The organism is Thermoleptolyngbya sp. M55_K2018_002, from assembly GCF_015295965.1.
In the GTDB taxonomy this organism is placed as follows: domain Bacteria; phylum Cyanobacteriota; class Cyanobacteriia; order Elainellales; family Elainellaceae; genus Thermoleptolyngbya; species Thermoleptolyngbya sichuanensis.
In genome coordinates this window covers 1-17,096 of sequence record NZ_DVEA01000039.1, presented here as the reverse complement: position 1 = coordinate 17,096, position 17,096 = coordinate 1, and the positions used below count along the sequence as shown (strand labels likewise).

Annotated in this window: 14 protein-coding genes and 1 pseudogene; 9 read left to right on the top strand and 6 right to left on the bottom strand. The window is 55.8% G+C overall.

Features of this window, described 5'->3' with window-relative positions; translation table 11 throughout:
* Positions 1–346: 346 nt before the first annotated feature.
* Positions 347–1,159, bottom strand: coding sequence for a carbon-nitrogen hydrolase family protein (locus IGS51_RS01740; protein ID WP_297075183.1), 813 nt, complete (start codon positions 1,157–1,159; stop codon positions 347–349).
* Positions 1,160–2,534: 1,375 nt separating this feature from the next.
* Here IGS51_RS01740 and IGS51_RS01735 point away from each other — a divergent pair.
* Positions 2,535–3,077, top strand: coding sequence for an FHA domain-containing protein (locus IGS51_RS01735; protein WP_297075182.1), 543 nt, complete (start codon positions 2,535–2,537; stop codon positions 3,075–3,077).
* Between the two features lie 161 nt (positions 3,078–3,238).
* Complete coding sequence (locus tag IGS51_RS01730; protein ID WP_297075181.1) at positions 3,239–4,246, top strand: hypothetical protein; 1,008 nt, start codon at positions 3,239–3,241, stop codon at positions 4,244–4,246.
* Positions 4,247–4,300: 54 nt separating this feature from the next.
* Here IGS51_RS01730 and IGS51_RS01725 read toward each other — a convergent pair whose 3' ends face one another.
* Positions 4,301–5,416, bottom strand: coding sequence for a cysteine peptidase family C39 domain-containing protein (locus IGS51_RS01725; RefSeq protein WP_297075180.1), 1,116 nt, complete (start codon positions 5,414–5,416; stop codon positions 4,301–4,303).
* Positions 5,417–5,863: 447 nt separating this feature from the next.
* On the opposite strand from IGS51_RS01725, the gene IGS51_RS01720 reads away from it, so the two are divergent.
* Positions 5,864–6,934 carry an Mrp/NBP35 family ATP-binding protein gene (locus tag IGS51_RS01720; RefSeq protein WP_297075179.1) on the top strand — a complete coding sequence of 357 codons (1,071 nt, stop codon included), beginning with the start codon at positions 5,864–5,866 and terminating at the stop codon, positions 6,932–6,934.
* A 25-nt stretch (positions 6,935–6,959) separates the two neighbouring features.
* On the opposite strand, the gene ppk1 is transcribed toward IGS51_RS01720, so the two are convergent.
* Positions 6,960–9,116, bottom strand: a complete 2,157-nt coding sequence (gene ppk1, locus IGS51_RS01715) for a polyphosphate kinase 1 (RefSeq protein ID WP_297075178.1) — start codon at positions 9,114–9,116, stop codon at positions 6,960–6,962.
* Positions 9,117–10,551: 1,435 nt separating this feature from the next.
* On the opposite strand from ppk1, the gene IGS51_RS01710 reads away from it, so the two are divergent.
* The gene (locus tag IGS51_RS01710) at positions 10,552–11,454 is read left to right on the top strand and encodes a hypothetical protein (protein ID WP_297075177.1); all 903 of its coding nucleotides are present in this window, start codon (positions 10,552–10,554) and stop codon (positions 11,452–11,454) included.
* 115 nt (positions 11,455–11,569) lie between these two features.
* On the opposite strand, the gene cobW is transcribed toward IGS51_RS01710, so the two are convergent.
* Positions 11,570–12,625, bottom strand: coding sequence for a cobalamin biosynthesis protein CobW (gene cobW / locus IGS51_RS01705; protein WP_297075176.1), 1,056 nt, complete (start codon positions 12,623–12,625; stop codon positions 11,570–11,572).
* Between the two features lie 296 nt (positions 12,626–12,921).
* Here cobW and IGS51_RS01700 point away from each other — a divergent pair, with 296 nt between their 5' ends.
* A complete protein-coding gene (locus tag IGS51_RS01700) occupies positions 12,922–13,473 on the top strand; it encodes a biphenyl 2,3-dioxygenase (protein ID WP_297075175.1) in 552 nt (183 codons plus the stop codon).
* 72 nt (positions 13,474–13,545) lie between these two features.
* On the opposite strand, the gene IGS51_RS01695 is transcribed toward IGS51_RS01700, so the two are convergent.
* Both IGS51_RS01695 and IGS51_RS01690 read right to left on the bottom strand, forming a co-directional pair.
* Complete coding sequence (locus IGS51_RS01695; protein WP_172357446.1) at positions 13,546–13,899, bottom strand: zinc ribbon domain-containing protein; 354 nt, start codon at positions 13,897–13,899, stop codon at positions 13,546–13,548.
* A gap of 38 nt (positions 13,900–13,937) precedes the next feature.
* Positions 13,938–14,258, bottom strand: a complete 321-nt coding sequence (locus IGS51_RS01690) for a TIGR03792 family protein (protein WP_068516245.1) — start codon at positions 14,256–14,258, stop codon at positions 13,938–13,940.
* Between the two features lie 559 nt (positions 14,259–14,817).
* Here IGS51_RS01690 and IGS51_RS01685 point away from each other — a divergent pair.
* From IGS51_RS01685 to IGS51_RS01670, 4 genes and pseudogenes are all read left to right on the top strand, one after another.
* On the top strand, positions 14,818–15,141 hold the full coding sequence (locus tag IGS51_RS01685; protein ID WP_068509721.1) for a phasin family protein: 324 nt from the start codon (positions 14,818–14,820) through the stop codon (positions 15,139–15,141).
* A gap of 198 nt (positions 15,142–15,339) precedes the next feature.
* Positions 15,340–15,921, top strand: a complete 582-nt coding sequence (locus IGS51_RS01680; RefSeq protein WP_297075170.1) for an FKBP-type peptidyl-prolyl cis-trans isomerase — start codon at positions 15,340–15,342, stop codon at positions 15,919–15,921.
* A 12-nt stretch (positions 15,922–15,933) separates the two neighbouring features.
* Positions 15,934–16,071 carry a hypothetical protein gene (locus IGS51_RS01675; protein ID WP_297075168.1) on the top strand — a complete coding sequence of 46 codons (138 nt, stop codon included), beginning with the start codon at positions 15,934–15,936 and terminating at the stop codon, positions 16,069–16,071.
* Positions 16,055–17,096 (top strand): annotated as a pseudogene (locus IGS51_RS01670) (hypothetical protein); the annotation flags it as partial. The gene IGS51_RS01675 and the pseudogene IGS51_RS01670, both read left to right, overlap by 17 nt.

The following is a 17,096-nucleotide window of genomic DNA, read 5'->3' as shown; positions in this document are numbered from 1 at the left end:
AGAAGGCATTTTGGGAAGCGGGGTTAAACCACAGGGCAGAAATGTCTAAACCGAATGGATGAAACAAAGTAGCCGGACTCAGCATTCACTTGACAAGACTCGTCCTGTTTACTTTACCGTGAGTATTCCTGCGTAAAACAGCGATCGCCCGCCGACTTTCTTCAAGATCTCCAGACAATTACGTATCCTGAAGACTCGCAAGCTCCGATAAAACTTACCAAAGTGGGCAATTAGTAGAACTAAACCCTGGATTTTTCCACCAACAAACATAAAGAAGTTCTATAGACGTTCTATAGCAGTGGCGCTAGCAGCAGCGTGGCACATTAGCCGCAAATAGCTCTCTCCCCTAGATAAACACCCGGTGCTGCAAAGACGGCATCTGCCGCCGCACTTGCGCTAGCCGAGAGGGTTCAATGGAGGCGATCGCCACGCCGGGCTTCTCTTCTACTTCTGCCAATATCAGTCCCCACGGGTCGATAATCGCCGCGTGTCCGTGGGACTGTCGCCGCGCATTGTGTTTGCCCGTCTGGGCGGGCGCAATCACGTAGCAGGTGTTTTCGATCGCCCGCGCCTGGAGCAAAACCTGCCAGTGATCTTTGCCCGTATAAGCGGTGAAGGCCGCGGGCACAAACAGCACCTCCGCCCCCATCTGCGCTAGGTGACGATAGAGTTCGGGAAAACGCACGTCATAGCAGACCGATAGCCCCAGATTGCCGAAGTCTTTGGAGGGGTAGATCGGGGGCAGTTGCGTTCCGGCCAGGACAATGCTCGATTCCTGGTAGGTGTTGCCGTCTGGCAGGTTCACGTCAAACAGATGCACCTTTTCATAGCGGGCCAGTTCGCTGCCGCTGGGGTCTACCAGCAGGGCGGTGTTGTAGACTTTGCCTGTGCCCGTGGGAACCGGGAAGCCACCCCCCAACAGCGTCACCTGATAGCGCTGGGCCATGGTTTTTAGAAATTTTTCGCTGCCCTGGGCGATCGTCTCTGCCTGGGCTAGCTTCGCGTCTTCATCGCCCAAAAATGAAAAATTCTCTGGCAGCCCAATCAGTTCCGCACCCTGACGCACCGCCAAATCGATTAAATCTTCTGCCTGAGCCAGATTTTTATCCAGATCTGGCACGCTATTCATTTGCACTGCTGCCGCTAGATAAGACCTCATGATTCCTTGCGATTGAAAACCATACTCCCATTCAGCCCAAAATATTCGTCCTTCTCATCATGGCGGGCGATCGCGCTGCGAGAGGACTTTGCGCCCCCCACATCTGACCTAAACCTCCCCTAAAATCGACGCGCCCTCAGCAACACAGCGATTCGCGCAGCGATCCCTGCGGGCATCGCCCAGTTTGGTGCTGCCACATGCGGAGAACGTCTCTCTTGCACACCTCACTGATTTGAGACTGACCTGAGATCGAGGCACATGGCGCATCAAAGGGTTCGGACGCGGGCGTAGTAAGTGTCGTGCCTAATTTTAGCCCTATTCTTTCCCGATTCCTTTGGGACTGATGTGGTCGAACGTGTAGTCGAAAGATTTCTTATAGCCCGCGCTTCACCATCTGCTTCACAAAGGGGTCAGTGGCTTCTACGGATGTAGCGTGTCAATTTACACTCTATCGGGCGCTGAATCTTCACCAAATTTTCAAATAAATGTTCTTGATATATAACTATATGAATCTTCTATGAACTTCATTCATCAGCCTGTTGTCGAATGTTCTCCTAGCACCATTTAATGTCTAAGCAATAGAGCCTACTCACTCTGTTTGATTGCTTCACTGGTCTTCTCGACATCGACACATTTCGCTGCCTTTCAGAGCCAACTCTGGTTTCGTTCAGGGCGATCGCGCTTGGAGTCGAAGTCATCAGCCGGGGTGCTGGCCTTAGGCGTGCAGTTTTTACGAGCCTTTCACTATATTTTTGAATGTTGCGTTTGAGGAAATTTCAGAAATTTATCGCAAGAGATTTTTAGCTATCTGCCGAGTCATACTTGCGTGTAAATTCTGAGTTTGCATCTGAGTTCACAGTTTCCCCCCATCAGCGGTGAACTGCAAGATTCAACCCTGTTCGTCAACCTTGATGAAACCCCTTCTCAACTTGTTCCCCCAATGCAGTATCTTAGTGTGCAGCGCTTGATTGCAAGCTTTTTGGGCGATCGCAGGTTTAGCAAACTGGCTACAGTATTAGCCGCTGCTTCATACTAAGTTCATAGTGTGAGGTCGGTTGAGGAGTCAAAGGATTAACCAGAGCGTTAGGCTCAACGACGGATTCAGCAGAGTCCAAGGTTTTTCCTATGCGAGGTATTCAGTCAAGGTATCTGGGAGTTGACCCGGCAGAATTTCGCAGCCCAGCATCAACCTTCCAGCCAGCGCTTATTTTGTCCGTATCTAATTTGTCTGTATCTAGTTTGAGAGTTCTAGTGAGAAGTATTCGCTACAGCTTGGCTCAAGCAGCTTAGACCAGCCTCTTCGGCATATTGGCATATCGCACTCTTTTGACGCTTGCATTCGCTCAGTTGCCCACCCGACACAAACCTGGAAGTCATGCCAGACCTAAAATTTCACGACACCACAGCAGACCCCCTGCCGCCTGTCGGAGAATCTAGTCCCCATCTCAAAGATTCGCTGTTGGCAGACTATGGAACCAGTTTTGAGGACACCTGTTCTGTTGAAGCGATGCTGGAATCCGCCCAATCGAGATGCCAGGTTAGCCAATTTTTTATACAGGCGCTTCAAAATGGCCGCAAGACGATTTTGATGACAAACCTGCTGCATACCCCGTCGAGGTCTACCGAGCCAGGTACGGTCTGGTCGCTGGGTCGCAGTTCCACCTGTGCGATCGCCCTCGATAACCCGTCCGTCTCTCGCTGCCATGCGGTGATTGGCTATCACCCTGACGAAGGGCTTTACATTTCCGACCTCAACAGCAGCAACGGCACCTGGGTTAACCGTCGTCGCGTCCTCCCAATGCAGCGCATCCCGCTCCAAGATGGCGACGTTTTGCGGCTGGGCACCTTTGATGTCGAGTTCTTCGTCTCTAGCACAGCCACAGCCCCATCCGCCTTTCAGGACATTACCCGCTTCTAGTTCTAGCTTCCAGTTCCACTTCTAAGTTCTGGCTGCAAATTTTCGCTTCTAGTTTTCTAAAGGCACAGGAGCGAATCCTTGCTGGCGAATCCTTGCTACAGTTGGGCGTGAGCGCCGAAAAGAGCGCCTGCGCCTTTTTTGTTTGTTTTGCCCGACTTGCTATGCTGCTCTTTCTCCAGGTCGTTCTCTGCGTCAGCTTGGTGGTGTGGGTGGGGGCGCGGCTGTCGCAGAGTGCCGATGTGCTGGCAGAAAAGACCGGGCTAGGGCGCAGTTGGGTCGGCGCAATCTTGTTGGCAGGGGCGACCTCGCTGCCAGAATTGGCCAGCGGCATCAGCGCAGTGGCGATGTTTCAAGTCCCCGATCTGGCGGTGGGCGGCGTGCTGGGAAGCTGCCTGTTTAATCTGCTGATTTTGGTAATTGTGGACATTTTTACGGGGCCAGAACCGCTGCTGCGACAAGTGCAGGTGAGTCATGGGCTATCGGCAGGTCTGGGCTGCGTCATGCTGGGCACGGCAGCGGCGGGTATTTTGCTGGCGGAGCGGGGCGTGGATCTGACGCTGGGATGGGTTGCGCTGCCGAGTGTGCTGCTGCTGCTGCTATATGCTGTGAGTGCCCGGTTGATTGCTCAGTTTGAACTGCGCCGCCGCACCCAACTGCGAGAGGAGGAAGCCGAAACCTTGCAGTATGGTCATATTTCACAGCGGCGAGCCTATAGCACCTTTGGGCTGCTGGCGATCGCCATTGTGGCGCTGGGCATCTGGCTAGCCGCTCTGGGCGATCGCGTGGCTGTGGTTACGGGGCTAGGGGAAAGCTTTGTTGGGGCGCTGCTGCTGGCGGCGGCCACCTCCTTGCCCGAAGTTGTGTCGTCGCTGACGGCGATTCGCCTGAATGCCGCTGACCTAGCGGTGTCCAATATTTTTGGCTCTAACCTGTTCAATTTGGCGATTCTGGGCATTTACGACGTGGCTTATTTACGCGGCAGTCTGTTTGGCGAAATCAACCATCCGATTCATGCCTTCACCACCGTCATTGCCATCATGATGACGGCGATCGCCCTGGTAGGGCTGATCTATCGAGCCAGTCAGCGATCGCGCCTGCACCTGACCTGGGACGGCGTGGCGATTTTGCTGCTCTATGTTGGCGGGATGTATGCGATCTATCGAGGGTAAGGAAACAGAAGTGCAGGGGAGCCTGAAAGCAAGCACCTCGCTCACCCTTGAATCTCACCCTTGAATCTCATCCTTCAAACTCGGCCCTTCCGTCAAAAACGGCCCGCTCAGCATCAGCGCCGTTTTGGCATCTAGGGTTCCAGTGACGCTGAGGCCAGCGGACTGCTGAAATCGGCGAAGCGCCGCGTCAATGGTGGCATGGTCGGTGGCATGGTTGGTGGCATGGTTGGTGGCATGGTCGGTGGTATCGTTGGCGATCGGGCTGCTAGGGTTCAGATAGCCCAGGCGCGTCAGGTAGTCCCGCACTTGCGCCGCAGACAGCACCACCTCCTCTGGGCGAAAGAACGGGACGTATTCTCGTCGCCAGATCCGCTGAAACTGCGGACGATTGAGGCGATAGATCCGCCCCCAGGCAGGGTCAGCAATGGTGGCAATGTCATCGCTGAGGGACAGCAGCGCAATCGCGTGGGGCGATCGCCGTCCGCTTGGGTTGAATAGCCAGCTAGCCAGCACGCCGGGTCGGTTAATTCGCTGCATCTGCTCCCAGGTTGCGCCCGTGATCTCCAGCCCGTCCATCTTGAGCTGGTGCGCGGCGGTAATCAACTGCGGCATGGAGGTTCCCAGGCGGCTGGTGCCTGCCAGCTTTGCCACGCTCGATTCGGTTTCCTCCAGCCCCCAGCGGCGCAGCACCGTAGCCATCGCAGCAGGCGCACAACTGCTGGTGGAGGTTTGCTGAAACACGCCATTGGGGCGCAAGTTATCATCCAGCGTGGAATAAATCGGAGCCAGCAGATAGGCCTCGACCGCTGTAAAGCTTCCCAGCCCAATCAGCCCAATCAGCACGACCGCAATCACCTGCAAACGGCGCGTGTGCCAGCTCACCACAAACGCTACGCCGCAGATCCCCAGCAGGATAATCCGCATGGCCGCCCAAGACACCTGCATTCCCGATACGCGCCACGCCAGCGGCAGCCATTGCCACTGAGGAATATACAGCGCCAGCAGCAGTAGAGCAATGTAAATTCCTAAGAAAGCCAGCGATACAGAGGTTTTTCCCTTAAACAGGTCGTTTGCTGTTGCTCCCTTTCGCAACAGCAGCCGCCCAAACCGAATGCCCCACCAAAAGGCAAGCCCGCCGAGCAGAATGGTGCTAGCAATTCCCAAAGACATGAGCAACAGCGCAGGTAGAGGTTGACCGGAGGTTCACAGCGAGACTCAGCGGAAAATCGGCAGCGAGATTGGGGGCGAGATCAGGGGCAAGATTGGGGGCGAGATCGGGACAAGATCGGGGAGCGAGATCGACTCAGTGAGCGTTTACAGTCAGTTTGCCGCACTAGCTTCAGAGTGCCCAGTTTGGCGGGCGATCGCCATTTCGGAAAACTTTTTCGCCTATTTTCCGGCGCTCGTCTCCCTCAATTGCTGAAACGCCAGAGGGGCGATTTCTGAAACGCGAGAAGGGCGATCGCCCCTCCGGTCAGCGTGGCTGGATGCGATAGATCTTGCGATAGATCTGATGATTTCCCTACAGTTTCTCAAGGATACCGAGGGCGATCGCCCATGAGTCTGGGGTGCGGCTAACGGTAAGATCGCATTAAGGATTCCTAAACTGTATCTCGAATGTTAAATACCCTTAATGCCAATGCCGTTCTGGAGGTATTGCGCCCTGTCCAAGACCCAGAGCTACGCAAAAGCCTAGTGGAGCTAAACATGATCCGCAACGTCACCGTGGCAGAGGGTGAGGTGCGGTTTACGCTGGTGCTAACAACGCCCGCCTGCCCGCTGCGTCAGTTCATTGTGGAAGACTGCGAGCGAGCGGTGAAAACGCTACCCGGTGTTCAGGCGGTGGTGGTGGACGTGACGGCCGAAACGCCCCAGCAAAAGGCCCTGCCAGACCGAACCGGTATCGACGGTGTCAAAAATATCATTGCCGTTTCCAGCGGCAAGGGTGGTGTCGGCAAAAGCACCGTCACCGTGAATGTGGCCGTGGCGCTGGCCCAGGCGGGCGCAAAGGTGGGGCTGCTGGATGCCGATATCTATGGGCCCAACACGCCGACGATGCTGGGACTGACGCAGGCAGAGGTGAAGGTGCAGCCGGGGCCCCAGGGCGAAATCCTGGAACCCGTATTTAACTACGGCGTAAAGCTGGTGTCGATGGGCTTTTTGATCGACCCGGATCAGCCCGTGATCTGGCGCGGGCCAATGCTAAACGGCATCATCCGCCAGTTCCTCTATCAGGTGCAGTGGGGCGAGTTGGACTATTTGCTGGTAGACATGCCCCCTGGCACGGGCGACGCGCAACTGACGCTGGCCCAAGCCGTGCCGATGGCGGGCGCGGTGATTGTAACTACGCCGCAAACGGTGGCGCTGCAAGATGCGCGGCGCGGCCTGCGGATGTTTCAGCAGCTTCAAGTTCCCGTGCTGGGCATCGTGGAAAATATGAGCTACTTCATCCCGCCCGACCTGCCCGATCGCCAATACGATATTTTTGGTTCTGGTGGCGGCGAAAAAACGGCAAAAGAACTGGAACTGCCGCTGTTGGGCCGTGTGCCGCTGGAGATTCCGCTGCGGCAGGGGGGCGATCGCGGCATTCCGATTGTGGTGGAATACCCCGACTCGGCTTCGGCCGAGGCACTGAGGGCGATCGCCCAGCAAATGGCAGCTCGCGTGTCTGTTGCAGCGTTGAGCTAGAGTTCAAGGGGCTGAAGGGGCGCTTCTAGGGCTTGCTCTGCTCGATTGCCCGCTGCATGAAGATCTCCTGAGAGCTACGCACGGGTTCACCTTCCTTCGGTCGGCGCTGCGTATAGTTGCCGTCTGGCTGAAGCTCCCATGCCTGACGGTTATCACTCAGCGTCGTGTCGAGAATCTCCCGCAGCAGTTTCTTCAGCGCAGGGTCTTCGACGGGGGTGACGGCTTCCACCCGGCGATCAAGGTTACGCGGCATCCAGTCGGCGCTGCCAATGTAGTATTCTTCGTTGCCGTCGTTGTGGAAGTTGAAAATGCGCGAGTGTTCTAGATAGCGCCCAATGACGCTAATCACCCGAATGCTTTCGCTGACGTTGGGAATTCCCGGCTTCAGGCAGCAAATCCCCCGCACAATCAGGTCGATTTCCACCCCAGCTTGCGACGCTTCGTACAGTTTGGCAATCATGCCCGGATCGACCAGAGAGTTCATCTTGGCAATGATCTTTGCGGGCTTGCCGGCCTTGGCGTGTTCAATCTCGCGCTGGATCAGCGCCGTCATGCGATCGCGCATATTCACAGGCGACACCAAAATCTTGCGATAGGAGTGCTGCCGTGAATAGCCCGTCAGGTAATTAAACAAATCGCTCAAATCTGCGCCCAGTTCCTCGCGGCAGCTCAGCAGGCCCAGGTCGGTGTAGAGCTTGGCCGTCTTGGAATTGTAGTTGCCTGTGCCAATGTGGACATAGCGGCGAATCTCGTCCCCTTCCTGACGCACCACCAGCACCACCTTGGTATGAGTCTTTAGCCCCACCAGACCATAGACCACATGGATGCCCGACTGCTCAAGCTGCATCGCCCAGTTGATATTATTCTCTTCGTCAAACCGCGCCTTTAGCTCCACCAGCGCTGCGACCTGCTTGCCGTTTTCCGCCGCCTCGATCAGCGACTTCACAATCGGCGAATCGCCCGATGTGCGATACAGCGTCATCTTGATCGCCTGAACCTGGGGGTCGCGGGCCGCCTGGGCAATAAATTGCTCCACCGATCCGCTAAAAGACTCGTAGGGATGATGCACCAGCACATCATGACGGCGAATGATGGAGAAAATGTCTTCTCGCTCAGCATTGGCGGGCAGCAGATCCCCCGTAAACCGCAACTGACGCGGCGGCATCGGCGAAAAAGGCGCATCCTTGAGCGCAGGCAGCGGCACCCCCGTCAGCGCAAACAAATCCTTCAGGTTGAGCAGCCCGTCGATCTCATACACTTCGTGGGGTTCTAGCTCTAGCTCATCTATCAACGTATCTTTCACCAACTGCGACGCATTGGACTGAATCTCCAGTCGCACGGGCGCTTCTGCCATCCGCCGCTTTTTCACCATGTCTTGAATCGCTTGCAGCAGATCTTCCGCCACTTCTTCGCGCAGTTCCACTTCTGTATCGCGGGTCAGCCGGAAGAGGGAATACTCCTGAATCGCCATGCCGGGAAACAGCATTTCTAGGTTATGCGCGATGACCTGCTCTACTGGAATGCCAACCCAGACTGCCTTTTTGCTGCCCTCTTGACCAGGTTCCCCAGGCAGCTTTAGAAAGCGGGGCAGGCTGCTGGGCACCTTGACCCGAGCAAAATGCTCTTCACCCGTCTGCTGATCCTTAACTATCACTGCCAAGCTGAGGCTGAGGTTCGACATGCGCGGAAACGGATGCCCCGGATCAACCGCCAGCGGGGTCAGAACCGGAAAAATCCGCTTTTCAAAATGATCTCGCACGTAGTTCCGCTGCTCCTGGCTCAAGTCGATATAGTCCAAGAGAAATACGCCATGCTCTTTTAGTGCAGGGCGCAAAACCTTCTCGAAATAGCGATGCTGCTCTTCCACCATAGGCCGCAGGGTTTGGCTAATTTCCTCAAGCTGCTGTTGGGGGGTGCGCCCGTCTGGCGTTAGCGTCGTGATCCCTGCCTCAAGCTGGTCTTTCACGATCGCCACCCGCACCATAAAAAACTCGTCCAGGTTGGAGCTAAAAATTGCCAGAAACTTCAGGCGCTCCAGCAGCGGCGTGCGCTCGTCCAGCGCCTCGTGCAGCACCCGCCGATTAAACTCCAGCCAGCTTAGCTCACGGTTGATGTAGTATTGCGGGTCGTTCAGGTTAACGGCAGACTTCGCGGCAGGAGCAGATTCTTTAACGTTTGTCATAAGGGTTTACCAGCCAGTTCTAGCAGCTTGGATAGACAAAATCTGTATCAAAATCAAACTGCATCGAGTTTTTGTGTCAAGAAGAGTATACAAATAGGGCTTAGTATTGCAGGCCACATCGCTTCTGCTCTGAATCTTGGGCTGTGTTTTGTCGGGTTTTGCAGCCAGCAAATTTTTCTAACAGGCTATGTTTCAAATGCCTTGTGAGTCGGGGATTTAGCCCATTGCCAAGGTGATTAACACTTGATTAAAACTTGACTGCCGTTTTGTTGTGTCCTGCATTTTGGCCATACTTCGGCCATTTGGAAGATTTCCTTAACTTTTCAGACGTGGGTGGGTTAAACTCCTGAACTTTTCTGTAACGACAGCCCTTGGGCGATCGCCTATTCTAGGTTCCATAAAGCAACCAGCGAAATAGAGCAGCAAGATAAAAAGACAGAGCCGCGAAATAAAGCAATTAGCTAGCTATTTTTGGGCTTTTGCCACGCTCAACGCTCTGCATCTGTACTTAGGTTACGCATCCTGATTTCGCATAGTAATTTGCATACTAATTTGCACAGTGATTTGCATAGTATTTGGAGCAAGCCAATGAACGCCAAAACTCTCTCTTCAGAATCCCCCCGAACCACTCTCTCGGGGCGCAGAAATTACGGCTTTGCCGCATTATTTAGCAACACGTTTTGGGCGATCGCCCGCACTCTAATGGTACGAGACGAAATCAAAGTTTCCATTCAGCAGCTACGCAATGGCGAACAGGTTTGGCACGTCTATGATCCAATGATTGGACGCACAGAAAGTTTCTTCTCAGAAATAGAAGCGTTGCGCTGGATTGAGGGAAAGTCCCGGTGTTACTCCGCGATCGAGGACTAAACCGATCGGAGTCTGTTCACCGATAAATCACGGTGAATGGATTGCTAGCGATAGCACGTTTGCGTTCAATTTGTCTAGAATCTGTCTAAGGTTAGATTTAAGTGAAATCGTGTCTGACGAATTGGGTCGGGCACGATGTTTGTGTTATGTTATGCACGCCAACGGATGCACTTTTGGGTTGAACTTTGACCAAAGATTGCTCAGGCCTGCTTGACAGACCCGACCGAATCTAACTGAAACATTTTCTGACTGAATCCGTCAGGTTTCCCTGTGCAGGGACTTTGGCTAGACATCAGGCGGCGCTGAATGCGTTGCGATTTATGCAATTCACGCAATTCGCTCTGGTCTGAGAGGGTGTTTGAAAAGGTATCGCCTGTAATGTTAAGCACTCAGAAGATCCCCCCTTAGCCCCCCTTAAAAAGGGGGGAAACCGCCTGAAAGTCCCCCTTTTCAAGGGGGATTTAGGGGTATCTTGCACGCTTTGCTACAAACAGTAGGACTTTTCAAACATCCTCTGAATATTGAGATCTGAAATCCAAAGCTACTTTTTCCCCTTAGACAGGCTATGGCTATTCGACTAAACCGCGTTGCCAATCAGCTCGCCAACCGATTGCTGGAAAATGACCTGGCAAAAAGCGTTGCTGATTTTCTTCAGGATTTGGACTTGTCCGATATTAATCTAGGCGACGTGTTTGGCAATATCTCGCTCGAAGATTGGACAGACGATCTGCGGAGTGGCATAGAAAGCGCGATCGACACCTTTTCCAAAGATTTCAACTTTACCAAACTGGTTGGGAATATCGACGATTTGTTTGGCGGCGTGGACTTGTCCGACGTTAACTTTGATGCGCTGCTGAAGGACGTGCTAGGAGACATCAGCCTGAATCGGCTGGTCAAAGATTTGGATCAACTCCTCGGCTCAGTGGACGTAGAAGATTTGTTTAACGACTCTATTGACACGAGTGACTGGGGCGAACTAGCAAAGCGCGTGCGGGCGATCGCTGGCGATGTGTTCGACGACTTTTCGACCGGGCTTGCTCAGCTAGACTTGGGCGATCGCGCAGCGGATCTGCTCCGGGGCAGCAGCGCCAGCAATATTCTGAGCGGACTTGGCGGGGGCGATCGCCTGCTGGGGCTGGGCGGCGCAGACATCTTGCTAGGCGGCAATGGCAACGACATCCTGCTGGGCGGCGCAGGCAACGACGTGCTGTTTGGCGGGCTAGGCAGGTCACTGCTGACGGGCGGCAGAGGCTCAGACCTGTTTGCGCTCGCAGTGGGCAGAGGGTTTGCCACAATTACCGACTATCGCAGCGGCAGCGATGCGCTAACCGTGCTGGGCGATGTGGCAATAGAAAGCCTGAGGCTGCGTCAGCGGGGGGCAGACGCAGTGATTCGCTACGGCTCCGACGTGCTGGCAGTGCTGACGGGCGTAGACGTGCGAAACCTCAGCTTGAGCGATTTTGTCTAACGGCTAACCTGCTTGGGCCATAGCGCACACACCAAGCGCCACAGCCTCGCAAAGCGCTGAACTGAGCAATCCAGAATCACCAATCCAAAATCCAAAATCGCTAATCCAACATCCCCTAAATCGCTGCAAGCTGCTGGGCGATCGCCCCCGCATCCACAGCCCGTCCGATAAACACCAGCCGCGTTTGCCGCGCTTCGTCCGGTCGCCAGGGGCGATCGTAGAACTGCTCGAAGCGACTACCCACGCCCTGTACCACCATCCGCATCGGTTTTTGGGGCACGGCCACAAAGCCCTTGATGCGGTAGATTTCTTGGGACTGCACTAGCGCTTCGAGCGATCGCCGCAATGCGTCTGGATCAAACTCGCGGTTCAAAATGACGTGGGTGGAGTCGATTTCGTCGTCGTGGTCGTGGTCTTCTTCGTGGTCATGGTGGCTGGGACGGGCTTCCAGGTTGTCTTCCACCGCTGCGTTGAAGCCCAGCAGCAGGTCGGCGGGCAACTGACCGCGATCGCTCTGCACCAGCTTCACGGCGCGGGGTAGCTCCGTCTGCACCCGGTCAACCACCTGGTTCACTGCGTCTGCCGTTACCAGATCGGTCTTATTCAGCACCACCAGATCGGCGCAGGCAAGCTGGTCTTCAAATAGTTCCTCCAGCGGCGTTTCATGATCCAGGCTGGGGTCTGCTTGCCGCTGGGCAGCGACGGCATCTGGGTCATGGGCGAGCGCCCCGGTCAAAACGGCTTCGCAGTCCACCACCGTCACCACGCCGTCCACCGTTGCCGCATTGCGAATTTCGGGCCAGCGAAACGCCTGCACCAGCGGCTTGGGCAGCGCCAGTCCTGAGGTTTCAATCAAAATGTGGTCGAGGCGATCGCGCCGCTTTAGCAACTCCTGCATCGTCGGCAAAAACTCTTCCTGCACGGTGCAGCAGAGGCAGCCGTTGGTTAGCTCGACGATATTTGCGCTGGACTCGTCTGCGGCCTGCCCTGGCTCCTCATCGCACACCTGGCAGTCGCGCAGCAAGTCGCCGTCGATGCCCAATTCGCCAAACTCGTTTACCAGCACGGCAATGCGCCGCTCCTGATTATTTTGCAGCAGGTGGCGAATCAGCGTGGTCTTGCCGCTGCCGAGAAATCCGGTGATGATCGTGACGGGAATTTTTGCTGCCATAGTGAAAATTTGGATTACTTAGAGCCAGTGCCAGACGGGCCATGCTCAGTGGTTTTGGATTTTGGATTTTGGATTTTGGATTGCCAGTCTAGTGTTTGCCGGGCGTGCGGATCTTCCACGTATAGCGCCCCGCAGGAGATAGCGCCCCGCAGGAGAATAGATAGAAGCCCAAATATCTTACCCGCTTGCGATACGATTCCGCAGCAAATGCAGATTTGCTTGAGAAATGAGATTTGAGAAATGGGGCCGGCTGTGAATAAAGTAGGGAGTATCGCGCTGTGAAGGAGAGTTTTGGAATGGCTGGCAAACCGTTTGGGGGACAAAACTGGGGCAAAAGGTCAGTCTGGCAGGGGGTGGGGGCAATTCCCGCAGAGCGCGCTTTGCGAATCGCGCTGAGTGGGTTGCTGAGCGGGTTGCTGAGTGTGCTGTTGGGCGGGGTGCTGTGGCTGGGGGTGCTAACGCCGCAAGCGAGGGCGATCGCCAGTCCAGCGAACGTGGGTCTGGTCAGCGAAGTGCAGGTTCAACTGGGCGATGCATCAGAGGCACTAAAGTTTGTGCCCGATCATCTGGAATTTACCGCCGGACGAAAATACAAGCTCGTTCTCGATAATCCCAGTTCCCAGAAGCACTATTTCACCGCCAAAGACTTTGCCGACAGCGTGTGGACGCAGAAGGTGGAGGCCGGGAATGTCGAAATCAAAGGCGCAATTCACGAGCTAGAGCTAAAGCCCGGAGCCGTTGCAGAGTGGGTGTTTGTACCGCAGAGACCGGGCACTTATGACCTGCGCTGCGTGATAGCAGGACACGCCGAAGCGGGCATGGTAGGCGAGATTGTGATTACGCCCTGATCCACCGAAAATCGCTATAAAATCGCTTGATTAGCCGCATAAACCGCTCGATTAGCCCCATAAACCGCTTGATTAGCCGCGCAACGCCAGCAGTACGCTGATCAGCAAAATCGCTCCCAGGATAACCCACGCCAAATGTTGCTGAAGCCAGCTTTTTACCAAACTGCTGGCGCTGGGACGATAGACAGAACTAGTCAGCGGCCGCAGTTGGTTTGTATAAAGCGTACACTCCCGCGCATGGGGCCGCTGGGGATAGTTGCAGGAATCGTCGTGGTGGTATACGCAGGTGTCGCACAGCGCCGCCTCGCCCTCCGCCCGATAGAGCGGCACCCCCGGATGCCCAAACGCCTTCAGCGTCGTGCGGCAATGGGGACAGGCGATCGCCGTCGTCTCGACAGGCTGGCGGCATTTGGGACACTCTGGCATAGCAGCTTAGCAAGCAGGCATTGGGGGCAGCAGGCGCTTTAACACGCGGGTACGCGGGCAAACTTTCGCACCTGGTATGCCTTTGACTCTAGCAATTGATAGGTGTTCTGGCCCATCGCTTCGCTAAAACGAGCTTCTACCGCTGCCAGCCGAGCTTCGGGAATGGAATACCACTGATCAAAGCTTTCCCAGTGAACCACCGTAATCACTTCCCGCGGATTCTCAGGGCTGATCCAGACCTCCTTTCCCAAAAAGCCGCCATATTCCGATAATGCCGTTGTCCAAATTTCGGCATCCTGCTGCACAAACCGCTCCCGCGCTTCAGGCGACACGTCAAACCGCAACCATTCAATAACCACGCTGTCACCTTCAAATTTCATTATTTTTGATTGACCGGGGATATTGTCTGGATGGCCTAGTTCCAGACAGACCCAGTTAAGCTGTTTTTGCCTGCAACTAACCTAGCGAAATTACGAGTCTAGAGACTCTTCTGAATGGATGAATTTTGAAGGAGTACGTTTGTTTGAGGTAAATCGTTACTTTGAGGCTGTTGTGAACCAAACTTAAGGCAAACTTAAGGCAAACCTAAGAAAGATTTAAGGCAGGTTTAAGGCGGGTTTAAGGCAGAGGCGTGCCAGGATAAACTTCGGGTGTCCGCAAGATGTCCACAGGGTATCCACCATAAAATCTGTTATGAAGCCTGTCCCACGGACGGTATTCCTGCAACATTGGGGAGGCTAACCTCACCCGAACGCCGGAGCAAGTTTGACAGAATAAAGCAGGATGATTAGCCAGCTTTTTTGCCGTCGCCAGCTTTCTGCCGTTGCATAGAGTTCTGTTGCGCGTCTGGGTTTGCTGCTGGTTTTGAAATCTTTGCGAAATCTCTGCGAAGTCTCTGCGTTACAACCCTTAAAAACTATGGACAATAACAACCTGATTCAACAATTGCTCATGCTCGGCATTGGCACTACCTCTCTGGTTGCCGAGAAGCTGAAGGAAGTCGGCGACGAGTGGGTGCGCGAGGGCCGGCTCAATCCTGATCAGGTCAACGGGCTGATGAACGACCTGATGCAGCAGATCAAGTCGGAGCAGGGAAACTTTGAAGCGCAGATGCAGCGGCAGATGCGGCAGGTCTTGCAGGATCTCGGTGTGCCCCGACAAAACGAAATGGACGAGCTGCGCGGACGGCTGGATCGGCTGGAGCGGCAGGTGCGCGACCTGGAAAACAAGCTCTGGCGATAGTGAAGTTTTGGCAATATCGACGTTCTGACCTCGCTCTGAATCTTGGAAGCCCGATTCCAACCTCCTAGCGCGATCGCCCCTCCGCGATCGCCCCTCCGCAATCGCCCCTTCGCGATCGCCTGATCTGCAATCGCTCGATCCGCAATCGGTATACACTGGGGAGTGGCTGACTTGGTAATCCTGCTGCGGGAGGGTTCTATGCGAGAGATTTTGATTAGCTTTGGGGTGATGGTGCTGTGCTGTGTGGTGCTGCTGGTGGCGCAGTTCACCGGGTCGCGGCAAGCGGCGATCGCCGACTCTGCCCAGCCGTCTGCCCCTGCCGCAGCAAAGTCTGGCATTGTGAAGTCGGACACCGTGCTGCTGGCTGAAGCGGGCGCGGCTGATCTTATCAACCCAGGAGAAGATTCTGTGAGCGCACCTTTGGGAGACGATGCGGCGGTGGTGACGACCGAATCGGGCTTGAAGTATGTGGATCTGGTCGAAGGGACGGGCGCACAGCCCCAGGCCAGACAAACCGTGATCGTCCACTATACGGGCACGCTGGAAGACGGCACCAAGTTCGACAGTTCGCGCGATCGCAACCAGCCTTTTTCGTTCCGGCTGGGCGTGGGTCAGGTGATTCGCGGTTGGGACGAAGGGCTAAGCACGATGCGCGTCGGCGGCCGTCGCCAACTGATTATTCCGCCCGAACTGGGCTATGGCGCACGGGGCGCGGGCGGCGTGATTCCCCCCAATGCCACGCTGGTCTTTGATGTAGAACTGCTGCGGATCGGCGGCTGAGGTCACGCTGATTTGTCGGCAACTCTGGCCCATGCAGCAATTCATGTGGCAATCCATGCGGCGATATCTGACCCAGCGCGATCGCCAATTTTGGTTCGCTCGGCGCAGCTTGCGGCGGGCAGCTTTGTGCTGTGTGGTGGGTTGGCTTAGCCTGATGCTGGCGATCGCCCCCAGCAGTTTTGCGCCCGCCGCGGCCCAGGTTCCCCTGCCCGCCACCTCTACGGCTGCTGACCCCACTCGCCCGCCGGATGCGATAGAGCGCGTGGGAAATCTGGAATGGGGCATGGTGCGGTTTGAGGGCAAGCCCTTGTTTGCCGTGACGGGGCTGACGGTGCGCGATCGCCGCAATCCGGGCGACCGGGTTCCCGTCGAAGACCGCATCGCCACGATTCAGTCCAACCTGAGATGGGTGCTGGCCAGCAATCCGACCGAACGGGGCGGCGCAGGCATGGCATGGCTCTTTCAAACCCCAACCCTCGACCCCAATACGCTGCGAGTCGAGGCAGATTCCCTGCGCGACGGAACCGTGCTGACGGTGCGCGATGCCAACTCTCCATCCCAGCCGCTGCTGACCGTCACGCCGCTCGATGCCCAGTTTCACCGCCGCAGCGTGCCGCAACTGGCGGAGGAATGGCAGCAGATTTTGCAGCGGGAACTGACCCAGGCCATTGAAATTCGCCAGCCTGCGGCGATTCAGCGCCAAACCCTGATTGCCCAGGCGATCGCCCTGGCCATGATCGGCACCAGTTTTCTGCTGTGGCTGGCGCAGCGTTGGCTGAAACGTCGCCGCGATCGCCTGCAAGCCCGCCGCAAAGCCGCCAGAACCGCCATGCGGGCCGATGTCACCTACGCAGCGGCGGTCAATCTCAAGGATGATCCGCTGGCTGCGCCCAACTCCACGCCCCCCACTGCTGATGCAGAACCCCTGTCCCCTCGCTACGCCACGTTGGACAGCCCGATAGACAGCAGAAGCTCATCTAGCTCCTTTGGCAGTGCCCTAACCGACAGCAGCCCCCCAGCGCAATTCACAAAACAATCCCGGCGGGAATCGCCCCAATCCCTGAATACCCCCACCCCCCCTGCCGCTCCCCCATACTCTCCCTCCTGGCTCGATGCCCTCCGCCGCATCTTCACCCTCGATCGGCGACTCAGTGCCGTCTCCTTCCTGCAATGGC